We start from the raw sequence: 24,099 nt of genomic DNA, 5'->3' as shown, positions 1-24,099 counted from the left end.
TAGTCCATCAAGTGTCAGGATGCCCAATGAGTGATTCGTCCAAGCCAGCCTTCAAATTGCGCAGTCGCGCCTGGTTCGACAACCCCGACAATATCGACATGACAGCGCTCTATCTGGAACGCTATCTGAATTTCGGGCTGAGCCTGGAGGAATTGCGCAGCGGCAAGCCGATCATCGGCATCGCCCAGACCGGCAGCGACCTTTCGCCCTGTAACCGCCATCATATGGTGCTGGCCGAACGCATGCGCGACGGTATTCGCGAGATGGGCGGGATCGCGCTGGAATTTCCGGTCCACCCGATTCAGGAAACCGGCAAGCGCCCGACGGCGGGCCTGGACCGCAACCTTGCCTATCTGGGGCTGGTCGAAGCGATGTATGGCTATCCGCTCGACGGGGTGATCCTGACCACCGGCTGCGACAAGACCACGCCTGCGCTGCTGATGGCGGCGGCGACCGTCAACATCCCCGCCATCACCCTGTCCGTCGGCCCGATGCTGAATGGCTGGCACAAGGGCGAGCGCACCGGGTCCGGCACCATCGTATGGAAGGCGCGGCAATTGCTGGCGGCGGGCAAGATCGACGATGAAGGCTTTATCAAGCTGGTCGCGTCGTCCGCGCCATCGACCGGCTATTGCAACACCATGGGCACGGCATCGACCATGAACTCGCTTGCCGAGGCGCTGGGCATGATGCTGCCGGGTTCGGCCGCTATTCCCGCCCCTTATCGCGACCGTCAGGAAGCCGCCTATCTGACCGGCAAGCGCATCGTCGAGATGGTGCATGAGGATCTCAAGCCATCCGACATTCTGACCAGAGATGCGTTCCACAACGCCATCATGGTGAACAGCGCCATCGGCGGATCGACCAACGCGCCCATTCATCTGGCGGCGATTGCCCGCCATATCGGCGTCGACCTGCCGCTCAAGGATTGGGAGAGCGTCGGGCACAAGATTCCCTTGCTGGTCAATCTCCAGCCTGCGGGCGAATATCTGGGCGAGGATTATTATCGCGCCGGGGGCGTTCCGGCTGTGGTGGCGCAGTTGATCGCGCAAGGGCTGATCCATGAAGGCGCGATGACCGTCAACGGCAAGACCATGGGCGACAATTGCCGGGGCGTGGAAATAGAGGATGAGAAAGTCATCCGCCCCTATGACCAGCCGCTGGTCGAGGATGCAGGCTTTCTGGTGCTGTCGGGCAACCTGTTCGACGCAGCCGTCATGAAAACCAGCGTCATCAGCGCCGAATTCCGCGACCGTTATCTGTCCAACCCGGACGATCCCAACGCCTTTGAAGGGCTGGCAGTCGTGTTTGACGGGCCGGAGGATTATCATCGCCGCATCGACGACCCGTCGGTCGGCATCACCGACCAGACATTGTTGTTCATGCGCGGCGCGGGGCCGATCGGCTATCCCGGCGCAGCCGAAGTCGTCAACATGCGCCCGCCTGCCTATCTGATTACCGAGGGCGTATCGGCCCTGCCCTGCATTGGCGATGGGCGCCAGTCCGGCACGTCGGGCAGCCCATCGATCCTGAACGCATCGCCCGAAGCGGCGGCGATGGGCGGTCTGGCGCTGCTGGAAACGGGGGACCGAGTGCGAATGGACCTGAACGCCGGCACTGTTAACGTGCTGATTTCCGAAGAGGAACTGGACGCGCGGCGTGCAGCGCTGGTGGCCGCAGGCGGCTATAAATATCCCGCATCGCAAACCCCATGGCAGGAAATCCAGCGCGCCGTCGTGGGGCAGATGAATACGGGTGCGATCCTTGAAGGGGCGGAGAAATATCAGCGCATTGCCCAGACCATGGGCCTGCCACGCGACAATCACTGACCCCCTATTTCATGAATATGGAGACTATTATGTTCAACGGAGCCATTCTCGTCGGTGCGGGCGAGCGTCAGGGCGGCGATCCATTCCATGCGATCCACCCGGCCACCGGCGAAAAGGGCAGCGTCGCCTTTTCCAGCGCCATGCCGGACGATGTCGCGGAAGCCACCGCGCTTGCCGACGCGGCGTTTGACAGTTTTTCGACGCTGGCGCCCGATGCCCGCGCCACTTTCCTGGAAACCGTCGCTGACCAGATCGTCGCTATTGGCGACCTGCTGATCGAAACCGCGATGGCCGAATCCGGCCTGCCGCGGGCGCGGCTGGAAGGCGAGCGGGGTCGCACCGTAGGCCAGTTGCGCCTGTTCGCCAGCTATGTGCGGCTGGGTGACTGGCTTGATGCCACGATCGACCCCGCCATGCCCGACCGTGCGCCGCTGCCGCGTGCAGACCTGCGCCGCGTCAACCATTCGGTCGGCCCGGTCGCGGTGTTCGGCGCGTCCAACTTCCCGCTCGCCTTCTCGGTCGCGGGGGGCGATACCGCTTCGGCCTTCGCCGCAGGGTCGCCTGTCATCGTGAAGGGGCATAGCGCCCATCCCGGCACGGGCGAACTGGTCGCCCGCGCCATCCAGGCGGCGGTCAAGGCGTGCGGCCTGCATGAAGGCGTGTTTTCCTACCTGCCCGGCAACAACCGGGCGCTGGGCGGCGCGCTGGTTGCCGATCCGCGCGTCAAGGCGGTGGGCTTCACCGGATCGCGCGGCGGCGGCGTCGCGCTGATGAAGATCGCGGCCGAACGGGCGGAGCCGATCCCGGTCTATGCCGAAATGTCGTCGATCAATCCCGTCGTCCTGCTGCCCGGCGCGCTGGCCGACCGGGCCGCGGCGATGGGGACGGCCTTTGTCGGGTCGCTGACCATGGGGTCGGGGCAGTTCTGCACCAACCCCGGCCTCGTCATCGCGCTGGACGGGCCGGACCTCGACGCATTCGTTGCGGCAGCGGCGGAAGCCTTGTCCGGCGCTGCGCCGCAGGTCATGCTGACCCCCGGCATCCACGACGCCTATGAAAAGGGCGTTGCGGCTCTGGAAAGCGCGGAGGGCGTCACCACCATCGCGCGCGGCACGGAAGCGGAAGGCTGCAATCGCGGCAAGGCCGCTTTCTTTGCGACCGATTCGGCGACCTTCGGCGCGAATCCGCTGCTGGCGGAAGAAGTGTTCGGGTCTTCGTCGGTGCTGATCCGGTGCAGCAGCATCGATGAAGTCATCGCCACGATCGCGGGCCTTGAAGGCCAGTTGACCGCAACGCTGCAACTGACAGACGCAGACAGCGCCGACGCAGCCCGGCTCCTGCCCGTGCTGTCGCGCAAGGTTGGGCGTATCCTGACCAATGGCTGGCCCACCGGCGTCGAAGTGACCCATGCAATGGTCCATGGCGGCCCCTTCCCATCGACCGCCGATGGCCGCTCCACATCGGTCGGCACGCTGGCGATGATGCGTTTCCTGCGGCCTGTCTGCTATCAGGATGTGCCGGATGCGCTGCTGCCCGCGGCCTTGCAGGCGTCCAATCCGCTCGGCCTCAATCGCCGGATCGACGGCAAGCTGGTGGTCGCGGCATGACTATCAGGGCAGGTCTGGTGGGGCTGGGCAAAATCGCGCGCGACCAGCATCTGCCCGCAATGGCCAGGACGGCTGGCATCGATCTGGTCGCCATCGCCAGCCGCAACGCTCAAGGGGACGGGGTGCATAATTATCCCGACCTCGGCGCGATGCTGGCGGGCGAGCCGGATCTGGACGCGGTCATCCTGTGCCAGCCGCCCCAGGCCCGCTATCATGCCGCGCGGCAGGCGCTGCTGGCGGGCAAGCATGTGTTTCTGGAAAAGCCACCGGGCGCGACCGTGTCCGAAGTGGAGGCGCTGATCGCGCTGGCCAAGGCGCAGAATGTCACCCTCTATGCCAGTTGGCACAGCCGCTATGCCGCCGCCGTGGCGCAGGCGAAAGCGTGGATAGCGCAACGCAGGATCGAGCGCATCTCGATCCAGTGGCGCGAGGATGTCCGTCACTGGCACCCCGGTCAGCCCTGGATATGGGAGGCCGGCGGTTTCGGCGTGTTCGATCCGGGCATCAATGCGCTGTCCATCCTGACCGAAATCGTACCCGAACCCGTCACCCTGCTGTCAGCCAGCCTGGAAGTACCGTCCAACAAGGACGCCCCCATCGGCGCGACGCTGGCGATGGCGACCGCATCGGGCGCCCCGATCGACACTGTGTTCGACTGGCGGCAGACCGGGCCGCAGACGTGGGACATTGCGGTCGATACCGATAATGGCAACCTGCTTCTGTCCGAAGGCGGCAATATGCTGCGGTTGGACGGGGAGGTTCAGATGAAAGCCCCGGACGAGGAATATCCCGCCATGTATCGCCGGTTCGTCGATTTGGTCGCCACGCGCACGATTGATGCTGACATCGTGCCGCTGCGGCTGGTAGCTGATGCCTTCCTTTGTGGACGGCATTGTCCTACGGCGATATTCGAGGACTGAAACGGGAGAGACTATAGTGGCTAGCGGGCGCAAGGTCGGATCGGAAGAGAGCGGGCTGCGTATCCACCAGACGATCGCGCGCGATCTGGGCACCGCTATCCTGACCGGCCGTTACCAGCCCGGCGAATTGTTCGAAGGCGAGATTGAGGCGTCCGACCGCCTGGGCGTTTCGCGCACCGCCTATCGCGAGGCGGTCCGCATCCTGATCGCCAAGGGGATGCTGGAAAGCCGCCCCAAGGCCGGTACCCGCGTCCTGCCGCGAAATCGCTGGAATGTGCTGGACCCCGAAATGCTCGCCTGGATGTTCGCGGGCGAACCGGATTCGCGGTTCATCCGCGACCTGTTCGAACTGCGCGGCGTGATCGAACCAGCCGCAGCGGAATTTGCCGCACGCCGCCGCACCGACGAGCAACTGGCTGTTATGGAAACGGCGCTCGACGATATGGGGCGCTATGGCCTTTCCACCCCGGAAGGCCGCGCTGCTGATCAGCGCTTCCACAATATGATCCTGGCCGCGACCCGCAATGACGCGCTGGAGGCGCTGGCCAGTTCCGTAGGCGCAGCGGTGAGCTGGACCACGACCTTCAAGCATCGCAAGAAATTGTTGCCGCGCGATCCCCTGCCCGATCACCGCGCTGTGTTTCAGGCGATCGCCGCGCGCGACACAGCAGCGGCGCGGGCGGGCATGGCCGAATTGCTGCGGCTGGCGCTCGCTGACATGGACATTGCGCTGGTGGAGCCGAACGGCGAAGGCTGAGCAGCCCGCCGATCCCCATACATTTTGATACAAAATTCTTCCTGCGACTCATTTGCAATTGCGAATCGTTCGCGGTATGCGGTCGACATCCATCCTCGCAGGACCAGTCACCCATTCGATGCACGGAACCGCCCGCCTTAAGCAGCAGCAGAAGAAGAAGTCCGCCAAATCCTTCTGGCTCAAGCAGCTGCATAGCTGGCACTGGATCAGTTCGGCGATCAGCCTGGTCGGGCTGCTGCTTTTCGCTTTCACCGGCATCACGCTCAACCATGCCGCCGATGTCGAAGGATCGCCCCAGACGATCGAGAAAAGTGCGACTTTGCCCACCGATCTGCGCAAGCTGATCGCGCCAGACGATGCGCCCGATGCCAAAAAGCCGCTGCCTGCGCCGGTTGCGGCCTGGGTTGCAAAGACGACCGGGCAGCGCGGCGGTGGCGAGGCGGAATGGTCCGCCGACGAAATCTATCTCGCGCTGCCCCGCCCCGGCGGCGATGGATGGGTCTCGATCGACCGGAACGATGGGACGATGACCAGCGAAGCGACCAGCCGGGGCTGGGTCAGCTATCTCAATGATCTGCACAAGGGCCGCAATACCGGCACGGTGTGGAAATGGTTTATCGACATTTTCTCGGTCGCCTGTTTCCTGTTCGCGCTGACCGGACTTCTGCTGCTCCAGTTGCACGCGAAGAAGCGCCCCAGCACCTGGCCGCTCGTCGCCATTGGCCTGGCCCTGCCGGCAGTGCTTGCCATCATCTTCATCCATTAAGGGGAATTTTCATGCAGATCAGCCATCGCCTGCTGCTGACCGGCACCGCCGCACTGGGCACGATTGCAGCGCCAGCCACCGCGCAGACGCTGAACCTCTCGGTCGGCATACCGCGCCTGTCGGTGGCCGAATATCACCGCCCCTATGTCGCGATCTGGATCGAAAAACAGGGGGCGACGCCGCGCACCCTGTCGGTCTGGTATGATTATGACATGAAAAAGGGGGAAGGCACCAAATGGCTGCGCGACGTGCGGCAATGGTGGCGCGCTTCGGGGCGAACGATGAGCTTTCCGGCTGATGGCGTGACCGGCGCAACCCGCGCGCCCGGCGACAACAAGATCGCTTTTGTCGCGGGCAAGGGTCCGCTCGGCGCGCTCAGCCCCGGCAATTACACGCTGATCGTGGAAGCGGCACGCGAAGTGGGTGGCCGCGAAGTCGTCCGCCTGCCCTTCGCCTGGCCGCCAAAGCCCGGCAGCACCGTCAAGGCGCAGGGCAATGCGGAACTGGGCACCGTCGCCCTGAATTTCGGCAAATAGGGGATAAGATGATGAAAGCCAGACTGATGATCGCGGGCGCATTGGCCGCCCTTATGCTCCCCGCCGCGGCGCAGGCGCACCGCCAGTGGATGATGCCATCCTCGACCACCCTGTCGGGCAGCGAAAGCTGGGTGACGGTCGATGCTGCCGTGTCCAACGATCTCTTCTATTTCGAGCATGTGCCGATGCGGACCGACGGCATCGTCGTGACCCAGCCGGACGGCAGCATCGGGAAGATCGAAAATGCCGCCACCGGCAAATATCGGTCGACCTTCGACGTGCATCTGACCCAGCCGGGCACCTACCGCATCGGCAGCGTGTCGACCAATATGATGGGCAGCTACAGGCTGAACGGCAAGCAGGAACGGCTGCCGCGCGGCACGACCAAGGACAAGCTGGCCAGTGTCATTCCGGCAGGCGCGACCGACGTGCAGGTCGCTGAAGCGTCCAATCGCAACGAGATATTCGTGACGCTGGGCGCGCCCACCACCGGGGTGTTCAAGCCGACCGGATCGGGCATCGAACTGGTGCCCGTGACCCATCCCAACGATCTGGTGTCGGGCGAAACCGCCAGCTTCCAGTTTCTGCTCGACGGCAAGCCGGCGGCAGGCCTGAAGGTCACCGTTATCCCCGGCGGCATCCGTTATCGCGATGCGCTGGGCCAGATGGACCTGATCGCCGATCAGGATGGCAAGGTCGCGATCACATGGCCGCAGCCGGGCATGTACTGGCTGAACGCCAGTGTCGGTGGCGGGCGCGAAGGTGGTGGCCCCGGCGGCCCTGGTGCCGGCGCACCGGGTGCATCGCCTGCGCCTGCGCGCCCCGCCGGTCCGCCGCAGCGGCGGGCATCCTATGTCAGCACGCTGGAAGTGCTGGCGCCCTGACCCACGCAGTCCGAATCGCGATCCCGCCCGAACTGTCGCCCGACCAGTTTGCCGGGCGAGCGCGGGCGGGCCGTATCGTGACGTTGGGCGGACCGACCATGGGGACCAGCTGGTCCGCCATGCTGGTCGATCCGCCCGCCAATTGCCAGGCCGCGATCGAGGATGGTCTGGCCCGCATCATCGACCAGATGAGCAATTGGGAGGCAGACTCCGCGATCAGCCGGTTCAACCGAACGCCGGTGGGCGATTGGATGACCCTGCCGCCGGACATGCTGACGGTGCTGCGGGCCGGGCTGGACATGGCGCGGCTGTCGAACGGCGCCTTCGACCCGGCGATCGGCGCGCTGGTTGATCAATGGGGCTTTGGTCCTGCGGCCCTGCCGCGCCCCGCCCCCTTGATCGACAGCGCACCATGGCAGGCGATCGAACTGGATGGCGACAAGGCCCGCCGGATCGCCCATGTCGCGCTTGATTTTTCCGGCATTGCCAAGGGTTTTGCGGTCGATGCCATGGCGGCTGGGTTGCGGGCATTGGGGGTTACCAATTTCCTCATCGAAATCGGCGGCGAGTTGCGCGGCGACGGTGTGAAGCCCGACATGCAGCCCTGGTGGGTCGATGTGGAGCCTCCGCCGGGTCTGGCGATACCCGTGCTGCGCATCGCGCTATGTGGCCTCTCGGTCGCGACATCGGGCGACTATCGCCGCTTCCGCATGGAAGGCGATGCGCGCCTGTCGCACAGTATCGACCCGGCGCGTGGCGCCCCGATCCCGCAGAAGGTGGCATCCGTTACGGTATTGCATGAGCATGCGATGCTGGCGGACGCATGGGCCACTACGATCACCGTCATGGGCCCGGCGCAGGGCATGGCGTTGGCCACGCGCCACGCCCTGCCCGCCCGGCTGGTGCTGCGGACAGACGATGGCGCGCAGGAATATATGACCCCCGCGCTCGCCGGGATGCTGGAATGAAGGGTGGTGCCTGACGCCAAGGCTGCTATGCGGACGCCCATGCACAATCTTTCCGGAACCGTCTCCGTCGATGGCGACATATATGAATGGGAACTCCGGCGCGAGCCGCAATGGAGCGATGCCGAGGGCTGGAAGGGCATGACCATCGCCCTGTCACAGCAGGATTGCCAGCGCGGCGCGGTGCTGGAATTTCCGCCGCCCAAACGCCTGCTCAAAGGCTTGCAGCGCGGCCGCCTCCAGATCAACGACGCCATTGTCACCAGGGGCATCCGTGCAGCCTTGCTGGCGGGATGGGAGCCTGCATCGCGCGGCAAGCCGATGATATTCACCGTCGACGCGGACGGCAATTAAGCGTCAGCTTTCGGCCCAGCAGCGCAACAGATTGTGATAAACGCCGGTCAGGCGGATCACCTCCCCATGCTCCTGCCCAAGCGTCCCGCCCAGTTCCTGTACGCTGCGGTCCAGATCGAACAGGATTTGACGAGCGGCATCGTCACGGATCATCGACTGGAGCCAGAAGAAGCTGGCCACGCGCCGCCCGCGCGTGACCGGCTCGACCCGGTGCAGCGACGATGAAGGATAGAGGACGGCGTGGCCCGCAGGCAGCTTGACGCTCTGCACCCCGAAATTGGTTTCGATCGTCAGTTCGCCGCCATCATAGGCGTCCGGCTCTTCCAGAAAGACAGTCATCGACAGGTCGGACCGGACGCGAAAGCCGGTCCCGGCCTGAATGCGCACCGCATTGTCGACATGGACGCCGAACGCCTGCCCGCCCGCATAGCTGTTGAACAAGGGCGGGAAAATCTTGAGCGGCAGCGCGGCAGCGATGAACAGGGGCGATCGGCCCAGCGCGTCGAGTACCATCTGTCCGGCCTGCCTGGCGGCGGGCGCGTCTTCCGGCAATTGCAGGTTATGCTTGGCCAAAGCGGATTGCGGGCCGGACGTAACGTTACCGTCCACCCATTCCGCGCCGTCGATCAGGGCGCGGATCGCGGCGACACCAGCGGCGTCGATCAGGTCGGGGATGGCTATGAGCATGACTGGGGTCGCGTTTCAGGCTGCGTCGCTGCGCAGGACGAAGGGAATTTCGACCACGCCCTTGACCCGCATCGGTTGACCGTTGCGGACGACCGGCGACCAGCGCCATTTGCGCACCGCGTCGCGCGCCGCTTCGTCCAGTCGGGCAAAGCCGCTGCTCTGCGATACGGCGATGCTGTCGACCGCGCCGTCGATCCCAAGTGTCAGGGTCAGCACGACCGTCCCTTGCTCCCGCTTGCGACGGCTTTCGATCGGATAGCGCGGCGGTTTGCCCGCGATCATCTGGGCGCTCAGGTCACCGCCCTGGATCAGGCTGGGCGGGGCTGGCGAAACGGCAGCCGGTGATGGAGTGGGCACGGCCACGACAGCGCGTTGGGGCGTGGGCACCGGCACCGGATCGGGCGTGGTCTGCACAGTCTGGACCGGCGGCACCGGCGTCTGAACGATCGGTGGCGGCGCCACGATTTCCGGAGTCGAAGGCGGCGGTGGTGGCGTTTCGGCCGACGGCGGCGGCGGGGGTGGCGAAAGATTGACCACCGTCAGCTTCGCTTCCTGCATCCGCTGGACATGGCTGCGAACCTGGACCAGCGCGGCGATCAGCAGGACATGGAAGATCAGGATGGCCGCGATGACCGGAATATTGGGGCGCGAACCTGCACCATAGCGACCGGGCGCAGGCCGTTCCTCCGGCTGCGATCGGGCAAGGCCGATGGCGGACGGGCGATCAAAATCATGCGACAGGTCGGTCGGGAAATCGTCGGCTGGCCGACTTGCAGCATGGAGCATGGCAGCGCCTTCCTTCCCTTGATCCGATGCCCGTCTCGATAACGCGAACCATAATGCGAATCAATTGCGTTATTTACTTATTGGCGAACGGGCGGCGACCCGAGGAGGATGGAGTGTATCGCCGCCCGTCCGCTCGCCCCCGGCAAGGGACAAATGCCGGGGGAACGGAGTTTACAATTTATAACCCAGCGTCAGCACCCACGAACGGCCTTCGCCGGGATTGGCCCAGCCATTGTTGCGGATGCTGGTATAATATTTTTCGTTGGTGAAGTTCTGGACATTGAGCTGCGCGCTCAGCTTTTCCGTGATGGGGTAGGACAACATCGCGCGATGGACCAGATAATCGTCCGACTTGTACATCGTCGCGCCAGTGATGTTCGAGAGATACCAGCTGCCCTGATAGGTCAGGCCATAACCCAGTTCGAGGCCGAAGGGCAGCGTATAGGTGGTGAACAGGCTGCCCGAATGTTTTGGATTGTTGGTCATCGGATTACCCGCTTGGGTATCCGCCACGCCCTGCGATTTCTGATAGTCCGAAATGCTCTGGATCACCTTGGTGTCGAGATAGGTGTAGTTGGCGAAGATCGTCCAGGCGTCGGTGATGTTCCCGGTTGCGCCCAAGGTGATGCCGTTCACCCGGTTGCGGCCGTCGTTGACCGGCAGGTTCCCGATCAGCGGATCGTTGCTGGCGACGCGGTAATTGGTCCGTTCGTTGCGGAACACCGCAGCGGTCAGTTGCAGCTTGGCATCGAACAGGTCGATCTTGCCGCCGACCTCGTAATTGACGGCCTGTTCGGGCTTTGCCTCGCATGGATCGTTGAACAGGTTGGCCTCCGCCGCCAGCCCGCAGCCAGCACGGACGGTCGTGGCCGTGGGGTTCTTGCTGTTCCCGTAAGCGACGTAAAGGCTGGCATTTTCCGCTGGTTTGTAGACCAGCCCGATACGGTAGGAGAAGAGATTGTCGGTCGCGTTCTGCGACCGGCCAGTGGTATAGGCGCCACCTGCTGCCGGTGTGGCAATCGTGTCCGCACGGAAGCGGGCGCGATTATGTTCGTAGCGGACGCCGCCGTTGAGTTCGAACTGATCGACGATCTTGACCGCGGCGAAAGCATAGGCCGCGATGTTGAACAGGTCGCCATCCTGATGACCGGAACGGATCGCGTTGACCGGGCCGGTATAGATGGCGTTCGGATTGCTGATGCTGATCGGGTCCAGCACCGGGTTGGGCAGAGCGCCGCCAGCATTGCGCAGGACGTTGCCGTTATCCAGCGCATAATCTTCCTGCAGCATCGAGGTGCCGAGCACGAGCGAATGGCCGCCGGGAATGGTGAAGGTCAGATCGAGCTGGTTATAGAGCGTGTCGTTGACGGAGTTGCGGAAACCACCGCGCGGGCCGCTGGGATAATAGGTGCCGGGCACCTGTCCCGCCGCGCAGGCCACGCCGGTCTGGGTCTGGCCGTTGGCAAGGCAATAGGTGCCCTGCGGCGGATTGACGATCAGCTTCTGTTCGACCCGCTGCCAGCGCGACAGGTTGCGAACGGCCAGGAGATCACTGAAACGATGGTCGAAGATGGCGGTCGCCTGATTAATCGTCTGATCCTGACGATCCAGATTCTTATAGCCATAATAGCCGCTATAGCGCGCGCCGGGGAGGATGCCGTCATAGAGCGCGTTCTTGTAATAGGGCACGCCGTAGAGCGGCGTATTCTTGTCTTCCTGATGCGTGTAGAGCAACGTCAGCGAGGTCGGGCCATCGACGCCAAGCTTGACCGACGGCGCGACGCCCCAGCGCTTGTAGCGATCGACATTGCGGGCCGGCACGTCGTTTTCATGATACATGGCGTTCAGGCGCACGGCGATGAAATCGGACGCGCGGACATTGCTGTCGATGGTCGCGCGATAATAGTCGGACGTGCCGACGCCTGCCTGAACCAGCGTTTCGTCATAGCCCTTGGGCCGCTTGGTCACGATGTTGATATTGCCGCCGATCGCACCGGAACCGCCGAATACGGAGTTGGAGCCGTTGGTGACTTCGATCTGTTCGACGTTGAAGGGATCCGTACGGCTATATTGCGCGCTGTCGCGGACGCCATCGATGCTGATGTCCGTGTTGGCGCTCTGACCACGCAGGTTGATGCTGTCGCCATAGCCGCCGCCACCTTCGCCCGCGCCAAAGGTGATGCCCGGAATGGTGGACAGAACGTCGCGCAGCGTCAGCAGATTTTGCTTCTGGATTGTCTGGTTGCCGATCACCGTGATCGTCTGGGGCGTGTCCAGCAGCGGGCGGACATATTTGGGTGATTCCGCGTTTTCGACCTTGACCTGGGATTCATCGATCGCCGTGTCGGTGACGGTCATGCCGCCCAGCTTTGGCGCAGGCGCCTCCTGGGCGTGGGCGCCGGTCGCGAAAGCCATGGCGCTGACGCAGCCGAGAGCCAGGAAGGACGAGCGTGACAGTGAGTTGGACATATGCAGCAAATCCCCTTTGAAGTTGGGATGCTGCTATTGCGAACCTTTCTCAGAGTCAACGCTATTGCGAATAATTATTATCTTTGTCGCAACCCGCCCGCGCGAACAGCCAGCAGCGGATCGCGCTCGCCAGATTGGGCGGATCAGGCGCGCCCATGCGGGCCAGGTCTATGCGGGCGATAAGGGCGTTGAGCGGCAGGCCGTCACGCTGCGCGTGATCGCGCAAGGCGTCCCAGAATATGGGTTCCAGACTGATCGCGGTCTGGTGCCCCGCAATGGTCACGCTGCGCTTGACCGGCGGGGCAAAGGGCGACGCCAAGGGACCATCATCCGGCCCGTCCAAGGCGTCGCCCGTCATCATCAATACATGTGCTGGCCGCCATTGATCGACAGCGTGCTGCCGGTCACAAAGCCGCCATCCTCACTGCAGAAGAAGGCGGCGCCGCGCGCGATTTCATGCGCCTGGCCCAAACGCCCGACCGGGATCTTCGCCACGATCTTTTCCAGCACGGCAGGGGGCACCGCGGCAACCATGTCCGTGTCGATATAGCCCGGCGCAATGGCGTTGACGGTCACGCCGACTTTCGCCCCTTCCTGCGCCAGCGCCTTGGTAAAACCGTGGATGCCCGATTTGGCGGCGGCATAATTGACCTGGCCATATTGGCCCGCCTGCCCGTTGATCGACCCGATATTGACGATCCGCCCCCAGCCGCGTTCGCGCATGCCGGCAAAGGTCGCCTTGGCCATGTTGAAGCAACCGCCCAGATTGATGCGCATGACTTCATTCCAGTCGTCAAAGCTCATCTTGGCCAGCACGCCGTCGCGGGTGATGCCTGCATTGTTGACGACGATATCGATCGGCCCAAGTGCATCAGTCACCGCTGCGCAGCCATCCAGGCAGGCCTGGTGATCGCCGACATCCCATTTGAAGGCTGCGATGCCGGTGGCTTCGGTAAAGGCCTGCGCCTTGGCTTCATTGCCGGCATAATTGGCGGCCACAGTATAGCCCATGTCACGCAGCGCCAGGCTGATCGCCTCGCCAATGCCGCGTGTCCCGCCCGTCACGATCGCTACTCTCGACATATGCGCATCCTTCCCTACTTAACCGGCCTGGTTTATCCAGCCCGAAAGCTCACGGCCCAACAGCCTCTGATACAAAGTGATAGCCGCGGCAGACGCGTTTAGACAGGGCAAATAGGCAAAATTTTCACCCCCTACGGACAAAAAAACCTCTTTCGCGCGCAGGGCGATTTCCTCTAGAGTTTCAAGGCAATCTGCCGAAAATCCCGGTGTTGCCACAGCAATGTTTCGGACACCTTCTTGTACCAATTTGGCGAGGGTGGATTCGGTCTCCGGCTCCAGCCATTTGGCCCGCCCGAAACGCGACTGAAAGCTCATATGCACCGGCAGCGAAAGGGCTTCGCGCAGCAGGCGGACGGTCTTGACCGACTGGCAATGATAGGGATCGCCCAGATGCAGGGTGCGTTCGGGCATGCCATGGAAGCTGGCGAGCAAGGCGTCGGGGGTGAAGTCGAGTTTTGCGATGCTGTCTTCGATCGAGATTTTGAGTGCGGCGATATAGGCCGGGTCGTCATGATAGGGCGGCAGGGTGCGGATGGCCGGTTGCCAGCGCATGGCCCGGAGCGCGGCAAAGGCGGCGTCGTTGGCAGTCGCGGTGGTCGCGCCGCTATATTGCGGGTAGAGCGGGGCGAGCAGAATGCGATCGCATCCGGCCGATTTCATGGCGGCGAGGCGCGAGGCGATCGACGGATTGCCGTAGCGCATCGCCCAGTCGACGACCACGCCCTCCCCCATCGCCGCCTGCATCGCATGGGCAGTATCGCGGGTGTGAAAGGCGAGCGGCGATCCCTGATCGGTCCAGACCTGGCTGTAGGCATGGGCGGATTTTTTGGGCCGGGTCGTGAGGATGACGCCGCGCAAAATCGGTTGCCAGATCAAGGGCGGGATTTCCACCACGCGGCGATCGGACAGGAATTGGGCGAGATAGCGCCGCACCGATTTCGCGTCGGGGGCGTCGGGCGTGCCGAGATTGATGAGAAGGACGCCGACTTTGGGCGCGGGGATGGCGGGATGGTCCGGTGGCAGGGTCATGTCGTTCCCAGTAGCGGCAGGCTGCGCAAACGCTGACCTGTCCATGTGTACAGGGCGTTGGCGATGGCAGGCGCGACCAGCGGCGCGGCAAGATCCGTCACGCCAGCGGGCGGCGCGGTGCTGCGGATCAGTTCCACCGTCACCTCGCCAATGTCGGAAAGGCGCGGCAGGTTCATGCGGCCCAGTATCGCGCGGGTCGGCAGGCCCCGTTCATAGGGGACGGATGCGCCCATGGCATAGGCAAGGCCATAGATCAGCCCGCCTTCTATCTGTTGCCGGGCAATGTCGGGATTGACCTGATCACCGACATCGACGGCGGCGATGATGCGGCCCACGCTCAGCCGGTTGCCGCGCACGGCGGCCTCCACCATCACGGCGGCATAGGCACCGTTCATCATATGGGTGGCGATCCCCTGCCCGCTGCCCGCTATGCCGCCCTGCCATCCGCCCATGGCCGCGGCGGTGGAAAGGCAATGGGCGAGGCGCGGGTTGCCGCCCAGCATCTGGATGCGGAAGGACATAGCCTCCATCCCCGCCAGATGGGCGAGTTCGTCCACGAAGCTTTCGGTGAAGAAGGCGCTGTGCAGATGCGCGTTGCTGCGGGTGAAGCCGAGCGGAAGGCCGACATCGCAAGGATAATGATCTACCGCCCAGTTGGGGATGGCATAGGGCGGCACCATGCCCGCGACAGCCAGACGGCTGGCCTTGTCCGCCGATGCAGCGGCCGCTTCGTGCGGCGGCGCGCCGTCGGAAATGCGTGCCCAGGTCTGCGTCATGGCGCAGGGGGCCGCAACCTTGGCCAGCCAGCCTTCTATCGCGCCGTTGCGGCCAAGCTTTGCCGCCATGCGGGCATGGGCTGGCGCAGCGGGGCGATCCTGAATCACATCTTCCAGCCGCGACCAGAGCAGTTGTACCGGGCGACCCAAATCGCGGGCGATCAGGGCTGCCTGTACCCCGGCGTCCCAATCCATCTTGCGCCCGAAGCTGCCGCCGGCATGGAGCGGATAGAGGGCGACGGCGGTTTCGGGCAGGCCCAGCGCATCGGCGATGGCGGCACGGGCAAGGCCGGGCGCCTGGGTCGCCAGCCAGACTTCCGCGCCGTCGTCGCTGACACGAGCGGTGGCGCAGAGCGGTTCGAGGGCGAGGTGCAGTCCGGCGTCGACCTGATATTCGCTGGCCAGGATCGTCGCGCCTTCGAACACCGTTAGCAGGTCGCCCTGCGCATAGAGGCGGCGGCCCGATGCGCTGGAAAAGGCGGCCTCCAGCGCGTCGTCGATGGTCGCGCTGCTGACCGGCGTGCCGCGCAGGGTGAATATGGGATCGGCCAGATCGAGCGCCTTGTTCGCCGCCCACCAGTTGGTGGCGACGGCGGCCAGCCAGCGATCCTGACGGATGAGCTTGATAAAGCCGGTGACGCCGCTGGCGGACCGTTCGTCCAGCCCGGCAAGGATCGCGTCGCCGATCGGCCCTTGCCGGATCGAGGCATAGACCATGTCCGGCAGGCGGATGTCGGCGGCGAAATTATGGCTGCCGTCAATCTTTGACGGGGTATCGAGCCGGGGCAGATCCTGTCCCGACAGCCGCCCGTCCTGCCCCTGCCGCAGCGGCAGGATGGCGGGCAGGTCGAAGCCGACCGCCTGTTCGACCACATCGCCGATCTTCATCCGCCGGGCGCCGCCATCGGATATGAGGCCGTTCTGGATGTCGCAGCTTTCCCAGGGGATGTCCCAGTTCGCCGCTGCAGCCTTGCACAACAGGATGCGGGCAGCGGCCCCGGCGTCGCGGCAGGCGTCATGGAACATCGGGACGGAGGTGCCGCCGCCCGTCAGCATCAGCGCGTTGCGGGTGGCATATTGGCCCAGCGCCCAATCCCCCGCATCGCCCAGCAACCGGGTCCAGTCATTCGCCAGCCATTCGCGGGCCAGCAGGCTGTTGGCGTAGAGCGGGCTGACCGGCGCGCTTTGCACCGCGACGGTGCGCCAGTCCGCGCCCAGTTCGTCCGCGACGATCTGGGGCAGGAGGGTGGTGACGCCCTGCCCCGTTTCGGTCTGCGGCACGATGACGATGATCTGGCCCGACCGATCGATCTTCAGGAAGGCATTGATGATCGTTTCGCCGGGCGCGGCATTGAGGTTGGGGGCATAGCGGCGCGGCCAGGCGGCCCAGGCGATGAGCAGCCCGGCCGCCGCGCCGCCGCCGACCAGCAGCGTGCGCCGGTCAATGCCCTTGGTCGGGCCTGTTTTCTTTCGCGGAAAGCGCGCCATAGCCGCCTGATAGAGAGGGCAGCGCAGGCTGGAAAGCGTTATTCCGCGGGGATCGGCGCGATGCCCAGGCGCGGGATTTCGATCGCCGGGCAATGGTCCATCACGACCTTCAGCCCAGCGGCTTCGGCGCGGGCGGCGGCGGCCTCGTTGATGACGCCCAGCTGCATCCAGACCGCCTTGGCGCCAGCCGCTATCGCTTCGTCCACCACCTCGCCCGCTGCGGCGCTGTTGCGGAAGATGTCGACCATGTCGATCGGCACGCCGATGTCCGAGAGGCGCGCCCAGACAAATTCGCCATGGACATGCTCGCCCGCAATCTGCGGGTTGACCGGCAGGACGCGATAGCCATGGTCCTGAAGGACTTGCATGACATGATTGCTGGCGCGGTCGGGCCGGTCGGATATGCCGACCAGGGCGATGGTGCGGGTTGCGTTGAGCAGGTCGGCAATATCCTGAGGGGCGGTCAGCGGCATGGCTATTTCTCCTTTGCAGCTATGACGAAGCAGGCGGCAGGGGCGTTCCCGGCGACGGAGGATTATCGCTTAACTTCGCATATTTCCCGGCAAATGCGACATAATGTTGCGCGCGCCTGATCCTATCGCAATGCCACTCCGATCATACAACCTGGCCCCGCTGTAGGACAGTCAAACCGTGCGGCCGAGCCAGTCGGCCACCCTCTGCGCAATGGCGCGGAAGGCGTCGGCATGGATGCCTTCGCCAGCGGCCGGGGGATCGCCCGCGTCGGACTGGCGGCGGATGTCGATGGCGAGCGGAACGCGGCCCAGAAAGGGCATGTCCATTTCGCCCGCCGCCGCTTCCGCCCCGCCCTGCCCGAACGGGTCGGAAATTTCGCCGCAATGGGGACAGGCATAGCCCGCCATATTTTCGACAAGGCCGATCATCGGCACCCCGACCTGCGCGAACAGGCTGACGGCGCGGGTCGCGTCGATCAGAGCGAGATCCTGCGGCGTGGACACGATGACCGCGCCCGCCGGCTTATGCTTTTGCACCATGGTCAATTGAATGTCGCCAGTGCCGGGCGGCATGTCCACCACCAGCAATTGCGTGTCGCCCCAGTCGGCGTCGATCAATTGCGACAGGGCATTGCCCACCATCGGCCCGCGCCATGCCAGCGCCTTGCCCGGTTCGACCAGATGCGCCATCGACAGCATCGGAATACCCGCAACGCCGGTGACGGGGATCAGCTTCTTTTCGCGCGCCTGGGGCTTCTGGTCCTCGCTGCCCATCAGACGCGCCTGGGACGGGCCGTAAATGTCGGCGTCGACGAGGCCGACCTTGTGGCCCAGCCGATGCAGCGCCACCGCCAGATTGGCCGACAGGGTGGATTTGCCCACCCCGCCCTTGCCCGATGCCACCGCGATGATGCGCAGCGGGCGGCGCTCGGCGGTCTGGGCGATGCGGACGTCCGTGACGCCCGGCACGGTGAGGCCACCCTCGCGGATCGCGGCAAGGATCGCGTCACGCTGGTCGGGGCCAAGCCCGCCCACGTCGAGCGCAAGGGTCATGACGCCGTCCCTGACGCGCGGGGCGCTGGCGCGGCCATCGGTCAGGGCGGTCAGGCGGGCGGTAAAATCGGCGATATCGGTCATGGCCACGCCCTGTAGGAAATAATCGCAGCCATTGGCACTGTTTTTCGTGGATAAGCCTTCCTATAGAAGGGCCATGAAAAGAATTTTCGGGTGGATGCCCGGCATCATGAGCATGGCTCAAGGGCCTTGGGGCGGTAAGAGCGACGGGCCGGACGGCAATGACGGCAAGGGGTCGGGCGGAGACGGCGGCCCGCGCAACCCATGGACCCAGCCCAACCGACCCACCGGCCAGAAAGGCCCGTCGGCCATCGACGAATTGCTGCGCCGTGGTCGCGAAAGCTTTGGCCAAGGCGGCGGTGGCGGCGGCTTTGGCGGTCTGCCCCCGCGCGCCAATGGCAAGGCGTTGTGGCCCGCCGCGATCGCGCTGCTGGTGATATTATGGCTGGTGCTGACCAGCTTTCATCGCGTCGGCCCGCAGGAACGGGGCGTCGTCACCCTGCTTGGCAAATATAGCCGCACCCTGTCGCCGGGCATCAGCCTGACCCTGCCTGCGCCGTTCGAGACCGTGTCGATCGTGGATGTGGAGGAAATCCGCACCATCGACGTCGGATCGACCAGTGCGGAAAGCGAGAATCTGGTGCTGACGGGCGACCAGAACATCATCGATCTGGCCTATTCGGTGCGCTGGAACATCCGCAACCCCGAACTCTATCTGTTCCAGTTGTCGGACCCGGACGCAGCCGTGCGCGAAGTCGCCGAAAGCGCGATGCGGGCCGTGCTGGCGAGCGTCAGCCTGGACGATGCGCTGGGCGCTGGGCGCACCGCGATCGAGCAGCAGGTCGAGCAGCGGATGCAGGAAATATTGGATGGTTATCGTTCGGGCATCCGCATTCAGGGCGTCGCGATCAAGCAGGCCGATCCGCCAAGCGCGGTGAACGATGCGTTCAAGGCCGTGTCGGCAGCGCAGCAGACCGCGCAAACCTATCTGAACGAAGCGCGCGCTGCCGCCCAGCAGGTGACGGCCAAGGCGCAGGGCGAGGCCGCGTCGTTCGACAAGGTCTATGAACAATATCGCCTGTCGCCCGACGTGACCCGCCGCCGCATGTATTATGAAACCATGGAGGGCGTGTTGTCGAACGTCGACAAGACCATCGTCGAAGGCGGCAATGTGACGCCCTATCTGCCATTGCCTGAAATCAAGCGCCGCGCGCAGGCAACCCCGGCCACCGGCTCTGCCGCCAGCACGGGAGGCCAGTGATGCGGGGCATATTGCGCCAACCCATCGCGATTGCGCTGATCGCCCTGTTCCTGCTGATCCTGGTCGGCAGCACGGTGACGATCGTACCGGAAACCCGGCAGGGCGTGATCGTGCGCTTTGGCGATCCCAAGGACATCATCAACCGCTATCAGCCCAACGAGACGTTCGGGAATACCGGCGCTGGCATTATCTGGCGCTGGCCGTTCATCGACCAGATCGTGTGGATCGACAAGCGGGTGCTGTCGGTCGAGATGGAGCGGCAGCAGGTGCTGTCCACCGACCAGTTGCGCTTGCAGGTGGATGCCTTTGCCCGGTATCGCATCGTCGATCCGCTGCGCATGTATATTGCCGCTGGCAATGAGGAACGGGTGTCGGACGCGCTGCGCCCGATCCTGGGTTCCGCGTTGCGCAACGAACTGGGCAAGCGGCCTTTCGCCGCGCTGCTCAGCCCCGAACGCGGCCAGGTGATGCAGAATATCGAGGCCGGGCTGGACCGGGTCGCGCGCCAATATGGGGCCGAGATTGTCGACGTGCGGATCAAGCGCGCCGACCTGCCCGACGGCACGCCGCTGGAAAGCGCCTTTACGCGGATGCGTACCGCGCGCGAGCAGGAAGCGCTGACGATCCGGGCGCAGGGCGCCAAGCAGGCGCAGATCATCCGCGCCGAAGCGGACGCCAATGCCGCGCGCATCTATGCCGAAAGTTTCGGCAAGGACCCGTCCTTCTATGATTTCTATCGGGCGATGCAGAGCTATCGCTATACTTTCTCACCCGACCGGACCGGACAGACCAACATCATCCTGTCGCCCAACAACGAGTTTCTGCAACAGTTTCAGGGACGCAAATAAGGGTTCACCGATGCTGCGGATCATTTCGGAACCAGCATCATTCAATGAGGGTTAAGGCAAGGCGGCGCATGACCGGCTCTCTGTTTGAGAGTCCCGCCTTCCATTTCCTGAAGATCATGAGAGGACCGTCACGAGTGCGTTACGCTTATGCCATTACCGGCGCCCTGTTGCTGGGCGGCACCGCCATTGCCATCACGTCCCCCAATGTCGGGGCGCAGACCGCGCAGAATGAAGGATTGCAGGCCGCTGCCCCGGCGGGGGCGCCCGCGAGCCTGGCCGACATGGTCGAAAAGCTGCAACCGGCGGTGGTCAATATTTCGACCAAGCAGCGGGTCGCGGTGCAAAATCCCTTTGCCGGCACCCCCTTTGGCGACCTGTTCGGCCAAGCGCCGGGCGGACGGCCCCAGACCCGGCAGGCCCAGTCGCTGGGTTCGGGCTTCCTGATTTCGGCTGACGGCTATATCGTCACCAACAACCACGTCGTGTCGGCAGGCGCGGAAGGCGCGACCGTCGATTCGATCACGGTCACGCTGACCAACAAGGAAGAATATACCGCCAAGCTGGTGGGCCGCGATCCCGCGACCGACCTGGCGGTGCTGAAGATCGACGCGAAAAAGCCCCTGCCCTTCGTCAAGTTCGGCGACAGCACCAAGGCGCGGGTCGGCGATTGGGTCGTTGCGATCGGCAACCCCTTCGCCCTGTCGGGCACGGTGACGGCTGGTATCATCTCCGCCGTGCATCGCAGCACGGGTGGCGGTTACGAGAAGTTCATCCAGACCGATGCGTCGATCAACCAGGGCAATAGCGGCGGCCCGATGTTCGACATGCGCGGCAATGTGATCGGCATCAACAGCCAGATCCTGTCGCCGTCGGGCGGCAATGTCGGCATCGGCTTTGCCATTCCGTCCGAACAGGCCGCGCCGATCGTCGCGACCCTGCGCCAGGGCCAGAGCGTCAAGCGCGGCTATCTGGGCGTCCAGATCAGCCCGCTGGGCGAGGATCTGGCCGATTCGCTCGGTCTGGCCAAGAATCGCGGCGAATTCGTCCAGGGCGTCGAGCCGGGCAAGGGCGCGGACAAGGCCGGGATCAAGGCGGGCGACGTCATCGTGTCGGTCAATGGTCAGGAAGTGAACCCGGACCAGAACCTGTCCTCCATCGTCGCCAACCAGCCGATCGGCAGCAAGGTGCCGATCGTCCTGATGCGCAATGGCCAGCGCCAGACGGTGACCGCCGTTGTGGGCGAGCGTCCGTCGGAAGAGGAGCTGTCCAGCTTCGCCCCGCAGCAGGATGAGGATTTCAGCCAGCAGGATTCCAATCCGGGCCAGGCAGCGCAGCAGTCGCTAGGCATTTCGGCGATCCCGCTGACGCCCGGCATCATTCGTCAGCTGGGCGTGGCCGCCGATACGCGCGGCGTGGTGATTACTGCCGTTGACGGATCGACCGATGCCGGGGCCAAGGGGCTGCGGCGTGGCGATGTGATCATCAGCGCGAATAATCGCCCGATCACCAGCCAGGCCGAACTGGACGCGCAGGTGAAGGCGGTGGCGGCGCAGAACCGCAACGCCATCCTGCTCCAGGTGCTGCGTCGCGGCCAGCAGCCGATTTTCCTGCCGGTGCGTTTGCGCGATAAATAAGCACCTTATGAACATTCCTCTTTCCTTGACGGCTGGAGGATAGTGAAAATGTTTCCGTCATTCCCGCGCAGGCGGGAATGACGGCTTTTTTATGGGGAAGGAACGGGGATGAGCGACGGCATTTTCATTGGTCTTGGCGCGCCGGACAAGGATGGCGGTGTCCGCCAGTTGCTCAACCTGCGCCGGGCCAATCGCCATGGCCTGATCGCCGGGGCGACGGGCACTGGCAAGACGGTGACGTTGCAGGGCATTGCCGAGAGTTTTTCCGCGCTGGGCGTGCCGGTGTTCCTGTCCGACGTGAAGGGCGACCTGTCAGGCATCGCCATGGCCGGCTCCCCGACGGCCAAAAATGCCGACAAGCTGGTCGCGCGGGCGGCTGAAATCGGCCTTTCCGATTATAGCTATGCCGACAATCCGGCGATCTTTTGGGATCTTTATGGCGAACAGGGCCATCCGATCCGCACGACCATCAGCGAAATGGGGCCGTTGCTGCTGGCGCGGCTTATGGGCCTCAACGAAACGCAGGAAGGCGTGCTGTCGATCGCGTTCAAATATGCCGACGAGGAAGGGCTGCTGCTGCTGGACCTGGGCGACTTGCAGGCGATGCTCAGCTTTTGCGCGGAAAATGCCGACACGCTGTCGGCGCGTTATGGCAATGTTACCAAGGCCAGCGTCGGCGCGATCCAGCGGCAATTGCTCCAGCTTGAAAGCCAGGGCGGCGCGCATTTCTTCGGCGAACCCGCGCTCGACATTCACGACATGATCAAGGTGGATGAGCAAGGGCGCGGTTATGTGAACATATTGGCCGCCGACAAGCTGATGCAGAGCCCGAAACTCTATGCGACGTTTCTGTTGTGGCTGCTGAGCGAATTGTTCGAGACGCTGCCCGAAGTGGGCGATCCGGACAAGCCGGTGCTGGTCTTCTTCTTTGACGAGGCGCATCTGCTGTTCGACGATGCGCCCAAGGCGCTCACCGACAAGATCGAGCAGGTGGTGCGGCTGATCCGGTCCAAGGGCGTGGGCGTCTATTTCGTGACCCAGAACCCGATAGACATACCAGAGGATGTCGCCGGGCAATTGGGCAACCGGGTACAGCACGCGCTGCGCGCCTTCACGCCGCGCGACCAGCGCGCGATCAAGGCGGCGGCTGAGACGTTCCGCATCAATCCCGACCTGAATGTCGAGACGGCGATTACCGAATTGAAGGTCGGCGAGGCGCTGGTGTCGCTATTGCAGGAGGATGGATCGCCCGGCGTCGTCCAGCGCACGCTGATCGCACCGCCGCGATCGCGGCTTGGCCCGGTAAGCCCCAAGGAGCGGGCGATCATCCAGTCGATTTCCCCGGTTGCGGGCAAATATGACGAGGCGATCGACCGCGAATCGGCGGAGGAGATACTGGCCGCGCGCGGCAATGCCGCTGCTGCCGCCGCCGCGAAGAAGGCGCAGGACGAAGCCGAGCGGACCGCCGCCGTGCAGGCCAAGGCGGAGGCCAAGCAGCGCGAACAGGAGATCAAGGCGCAGGCCCGCGCCGACGCCGCCGCCGCGCGCGAGGCGGCCAAGCCGTCCGCGCTGGACAAGGCGATCCAGTCGGCGACGCGCGCGGCCGGCTCATCGGTCGGGCGGCAGGTCGCCAACGAACTGGGCCGCGCGGTGTTCGGCGGATCGAGCCGCAAATCGTCGAGCGGCGGGATTGCGGGTCGGCTGGTGCGCGGGATTTTGGGCAGCCTGTTCAAGTAAGTGCATTGACATAGCCTGCCAGCCGCCGCCGTTCGGACTGAGCCTGTCGAAGCCTTGTCCTTTTCAACCCTTCGGCAAGCTCAGGGCGAACGGACGATGGAGGATGACGGCAAAAGCCACGGCATGGCGCGGCCAA

The 24,099-nt window shown here is 64.4% G+C and carries 22 protein-coding genes; 13 read left to right on the top strand and 9 right to left on the bottom strand.

The window, feature by feature from the left end; all coding sequences use genetic code 11:
• Positions 1 to 26 precede the first annotated feature (26 nt).
• The 9 genes from SX1_RS01760 to SX1_RS01720 all read left to right on the top strand — a co-directional run bounded on the left by SX1_RS01760 (position 27) and on the right by SX1_RS01720 (position 8,618).
• Positions 27 to 1,829 carry an IlvD/Edd family dehydratase gene (locus tag SX1_RS01760; RefSeq protein WP_019051664.1) on the top strand — a complete coding sequence of 601 codons (1,803 nt, stop codon included), beginning with the start codon at positions 27 to 29 and terminating at the stop codon, positions 1,827 to 1,829.
• 29 nt (positions 1,830 to 1,858) lie between these two features.
• Complete coding sequence (locus SX1_RS01755; RefSeq protein ID WP_019051663.1) at positions 1,859 to 3,436, top strand: aldehyde dehydrogenase (NADP(+)); 1,578 nt, start codon at positions 1,859 to 1,861, stop codon at positions 3,434 to 3,436.
• Positions 3,433 to 4,356: a Gfo/Idh/MocA family protein gene (locus tag SX1_RS01750; protein ID WP_019051662.1), complete on the top strand. Its 924-nt coding sequence runs from the start codon at positions 3,433 to 3,435 to the stop codon at positions 4,354 to 4,356. Before SX1_RS01755 ends, SX1_RS01750 begins: the two co-directional genes overlap by 4 nt.
• Positions 4,357 to 4,372: 16 nt before the next feature.
• Positions 4,373 to 5,113: a FadR/GntR family transcriptional regulator gene (locus SX1_RS01745; protein ID WP_017182635.1), complete on the top strand. Its 741-nt coding sequence runs from the start codon at positions 4,373 to 4,375 to the stop codon at positions 5,111 to 5,113.
• 76 nt (positions 5,114 to 5,189) lie between these two features.
• Positions 5,190 to 5,879: a PepSY-associated TM helix domain-containing protein gene (locus tag SX1_RS01740; RefSeq protein WP_019051661.1), complete on the top strand. Its 690-nt coding sequence runs from the start codon at positions 5,190 to 5,192 to the stop codon at positions 5,877 to 5,879.
• 11 nt (positions 5,880 to 5,890) lie between these two features.
• Positions 5,891 to 6,415, top strand: coding sequence for a DUF2271 domain-containing protein (locus SX1_RS01735; protein ID WP_019051660.1), 525 nt, complete (start codon positions 5,891 to 5,893; stop codon positions 6,413 to 6,415).
• Positions 6,416 to 6,426: 11 nt separating this feature from the next.
• On the top strand, positions 6,427 to 7,299 hold the full coding sequence (locus SX1_RS01730; RefSeq protein WP_026149403.1) for a DUF4198 domain-containing protein: 873 nt from the start codon (positions 6,427 to 6,429) through the stop codon (positions 7,297 to 7,299).
• Between the two features lie 98 nt (positions 7,300 to 7,397).
• Positions 7,398 to 8,267 (top strand): FAD:protein FMN transferase, encoded by an 870-nt coding sequence (locus SX1_RS01725; protein WP_019051658.1) that lies wholly within the window; start codon positions 7,398 to 7,400, stop codon positions 8,265 to 8,267.
• 27 nt (positions 8,268 to 8,294) lie between these two features.
• Complete coding sequence (locus tag SX1_RS01720) at positions 8,295 to 8,618, top strand: hypothetical protein (protein WP_017182630.1); 324 nt, start codon at positions 8,295 to 8,297, stop codon at positions 8,616 to 8,618.
• Positions 8,619 to 8,621: 3 nt separating this feature from the next.
• Here the strand turns inward: SX1_RS01720 and SX1_RS01715 are convergent, their stop codons facing one another.
• The 9 genes from SX1_RS01715 to SX1_RS01675 form a co-directional block, all read right to left on the bottom strand.
• Positions 8,622 to 9,305: a Fe2+-dependent dioxygenase gene (locus tag SX1_RS01715; protein WP_019051657.1), complete on the bottom strand. Its 684-nt coding sequence runs from the start codon at positions 9,303 to 9,305 to the stop codon at positions 8,622 to 8,624.
• Between the two features lie 15 nt (positions 9,306 to 9,320).
• Positions 9,321 to 10,091: an energy transducer TonB gene (locus SX1_RS01710; protein ID WP_019051656.1), complete on the bottom strand. Its 771-nt coding sequence runs from the start codon at positions 10,089 to 10,091 to the stop codon at positions 9,321 to 9,323.
• 171 nt (positions 10,092 to 10,262) lie between these two features.
• Positions 10,263 to 12,560, bottom strand: coding sequence for a TonB-dependent receptor (locus SX1_RS01705; protein ID WP_026149402.1), 2,298 nt, complete (start codon positions 12,558 to 12,560; stop codon positions 10,263 to 10,265).
• Positions 12,561 to 12,621: 61 nt separating this feature from the next.
• Positions 12,622 to 12,921 carry a ribbon-helix-helix domain-containing protein gene (locus SX1_RS01700; RefSeq protein WP_019051654.1) on the bottom strand — a complete coding sequence of 100 codons (300 nt, stop codon included), beginning with the start codon at positions 12,919 to 12,921 and terminating at the stop codon, positions 12,622 to 12,624.
• Positions 12,921 to 13,643: an acetoacetyl-CoA reductase gene (phbB, locus tag SX1_RS01695; protein WP_026149401.1), complete on the bottom strand. Its 723-nt coding sequence runs from the start codon at positions 13,641 to 13,643 to the stop codon at positions 12,921 to 12,923. Before phbB ends, SX1_RS01700 begins: the two co-directional genes overlap by 1 nt.
• 18 nt (positions 13,644 to 13,661) lie before the next feature.
• A complete protein-coding gene (gene hemH, locus SX1_RS01690; RefSeq protein WP_019051652.1) occupies positions 13,662 to 14,672 on the bottom strand; it encodes a ferrochelatase in 1,011 nt (336 codons plus the stop codon).
• The gene (locus tag SX1_RS01685) at positions 14,669 to 16,936 is read right to left on the bottom strand and encodes a molybdopterin cofactor-binding domain-containing protein (RefSeq protein WP_019051651.1); all 2,268 of its coding nucleotides are present in this window, start codon (positions 16,934 to 16,936) and stop codon (positions 14,669 to 14,671) included. The genes hemH and SX1_RS01685 overlap by 4 nt, the downstream gene beginning before the upstream one ends.
• 38 nt (positions 16,937 to 16,974) lie before the next feature.
• Positions 16,975 to 17,409: a CoA-binding protein gene (locus SX1_RS01680; RefSeq protein WP_019051650.1), complete on the bottom strand. Its 435-nt coding sequence runs from the start codon at positions 17,407 to 17,409 to the stop codon at positions 16,975 to 16,977.
• Between the two features lie 171 nt (positions 17,410 to 17,580).
• Positions 17,581 to 18,546: an Mrp/NBP35 family ATP-binding protein gene (locus tag SX1_RS01675; protein WP_019051649.1), complete on the bottom strand. Its 966-nt coding sequence runs from the start codon at positions 18,544 to 18,546 to the stop codon at positions 17,581 to 17,583.
• A 73-nt stretch (positions 18,547 to 18,619) separates the two neighbouring features.
• Between SX1_RS01675 and hflK the strand changes: the two genes are divergently transcribed.
• The 4 genes from hflK (at position 18,620) to SX1_RS01655 (ending at position 23,963) form a co-directional block, all read left to right on the top strand.
• Positions 18,620 to 19,744, top strand: a complete 1,125-nt coding sequence (hflK, locus tag SX1_RS01670) for an FtsH protease activity modulator HflK (protein ID WP_174302219.1) — start codon at positions 18,620 to 18,622, stop codon at positions 19,742 to 19,744.
• The gene (hflC, locus tag SX1_RS01665; RefSeq protein ID WP_017182619.1) at positions 19,744 to 20,592 is read left to right on the top strand and encodes a protease modulator HflC; all 849 of its coding nucleotides are present in this window, start codon (positions 19,744 to 19,746) and stop codon (positions 20,590 to 20,592) included. Before hflK ends, hflC begins: the two co-directional genes overlap by 1 nt.
• 134 nt (positions 20,593 to 20,726) lie before the next feature.
• On the top strand, positions 20,727 to 22,226 hold the full coding sequence (locus SX1_RS01660) for a Do family serine endopeptidase (protein ID WP_017182618.1): 1,500 nt from the start codon (positions 20,727 to 20,729) through the stop codon (positions 22,224 to 22,226).
• A gap of 108 nt (positions 22,227 to 22,334) precedes the next feature.
• On the top strand, positions 22,335 to 23,963 hold the full coding sequence (locus tag SX1_RS01655; RefSeq protein ID WP_019051648.1) for a helicase HerA-like domain-containing protein: 1,629 nt from the start codon (positions 22,335 to 22,337) through the stop codon (positions 23,961 to 23,963).
• The last annotated feature ends 136 nt before the right edge of the window (positions 23,964 to 24,099 follow it).

Origin of the sequence: Sphingobium xenophagum NBRC 107872, from assembly GCF_000367345.1 — a bacterium.
GTDB classification, from domain to species: domain Bacteria; phylum Pseudomonadota; class Alphaproteobacteria; order Sphingomonadales; family Sphingomonadaceae; genus Sphingobium; species Sphingobium xenophagum.
This window is presented reverse-complemented; position numbering and strand designations above follow the sequence as displayed.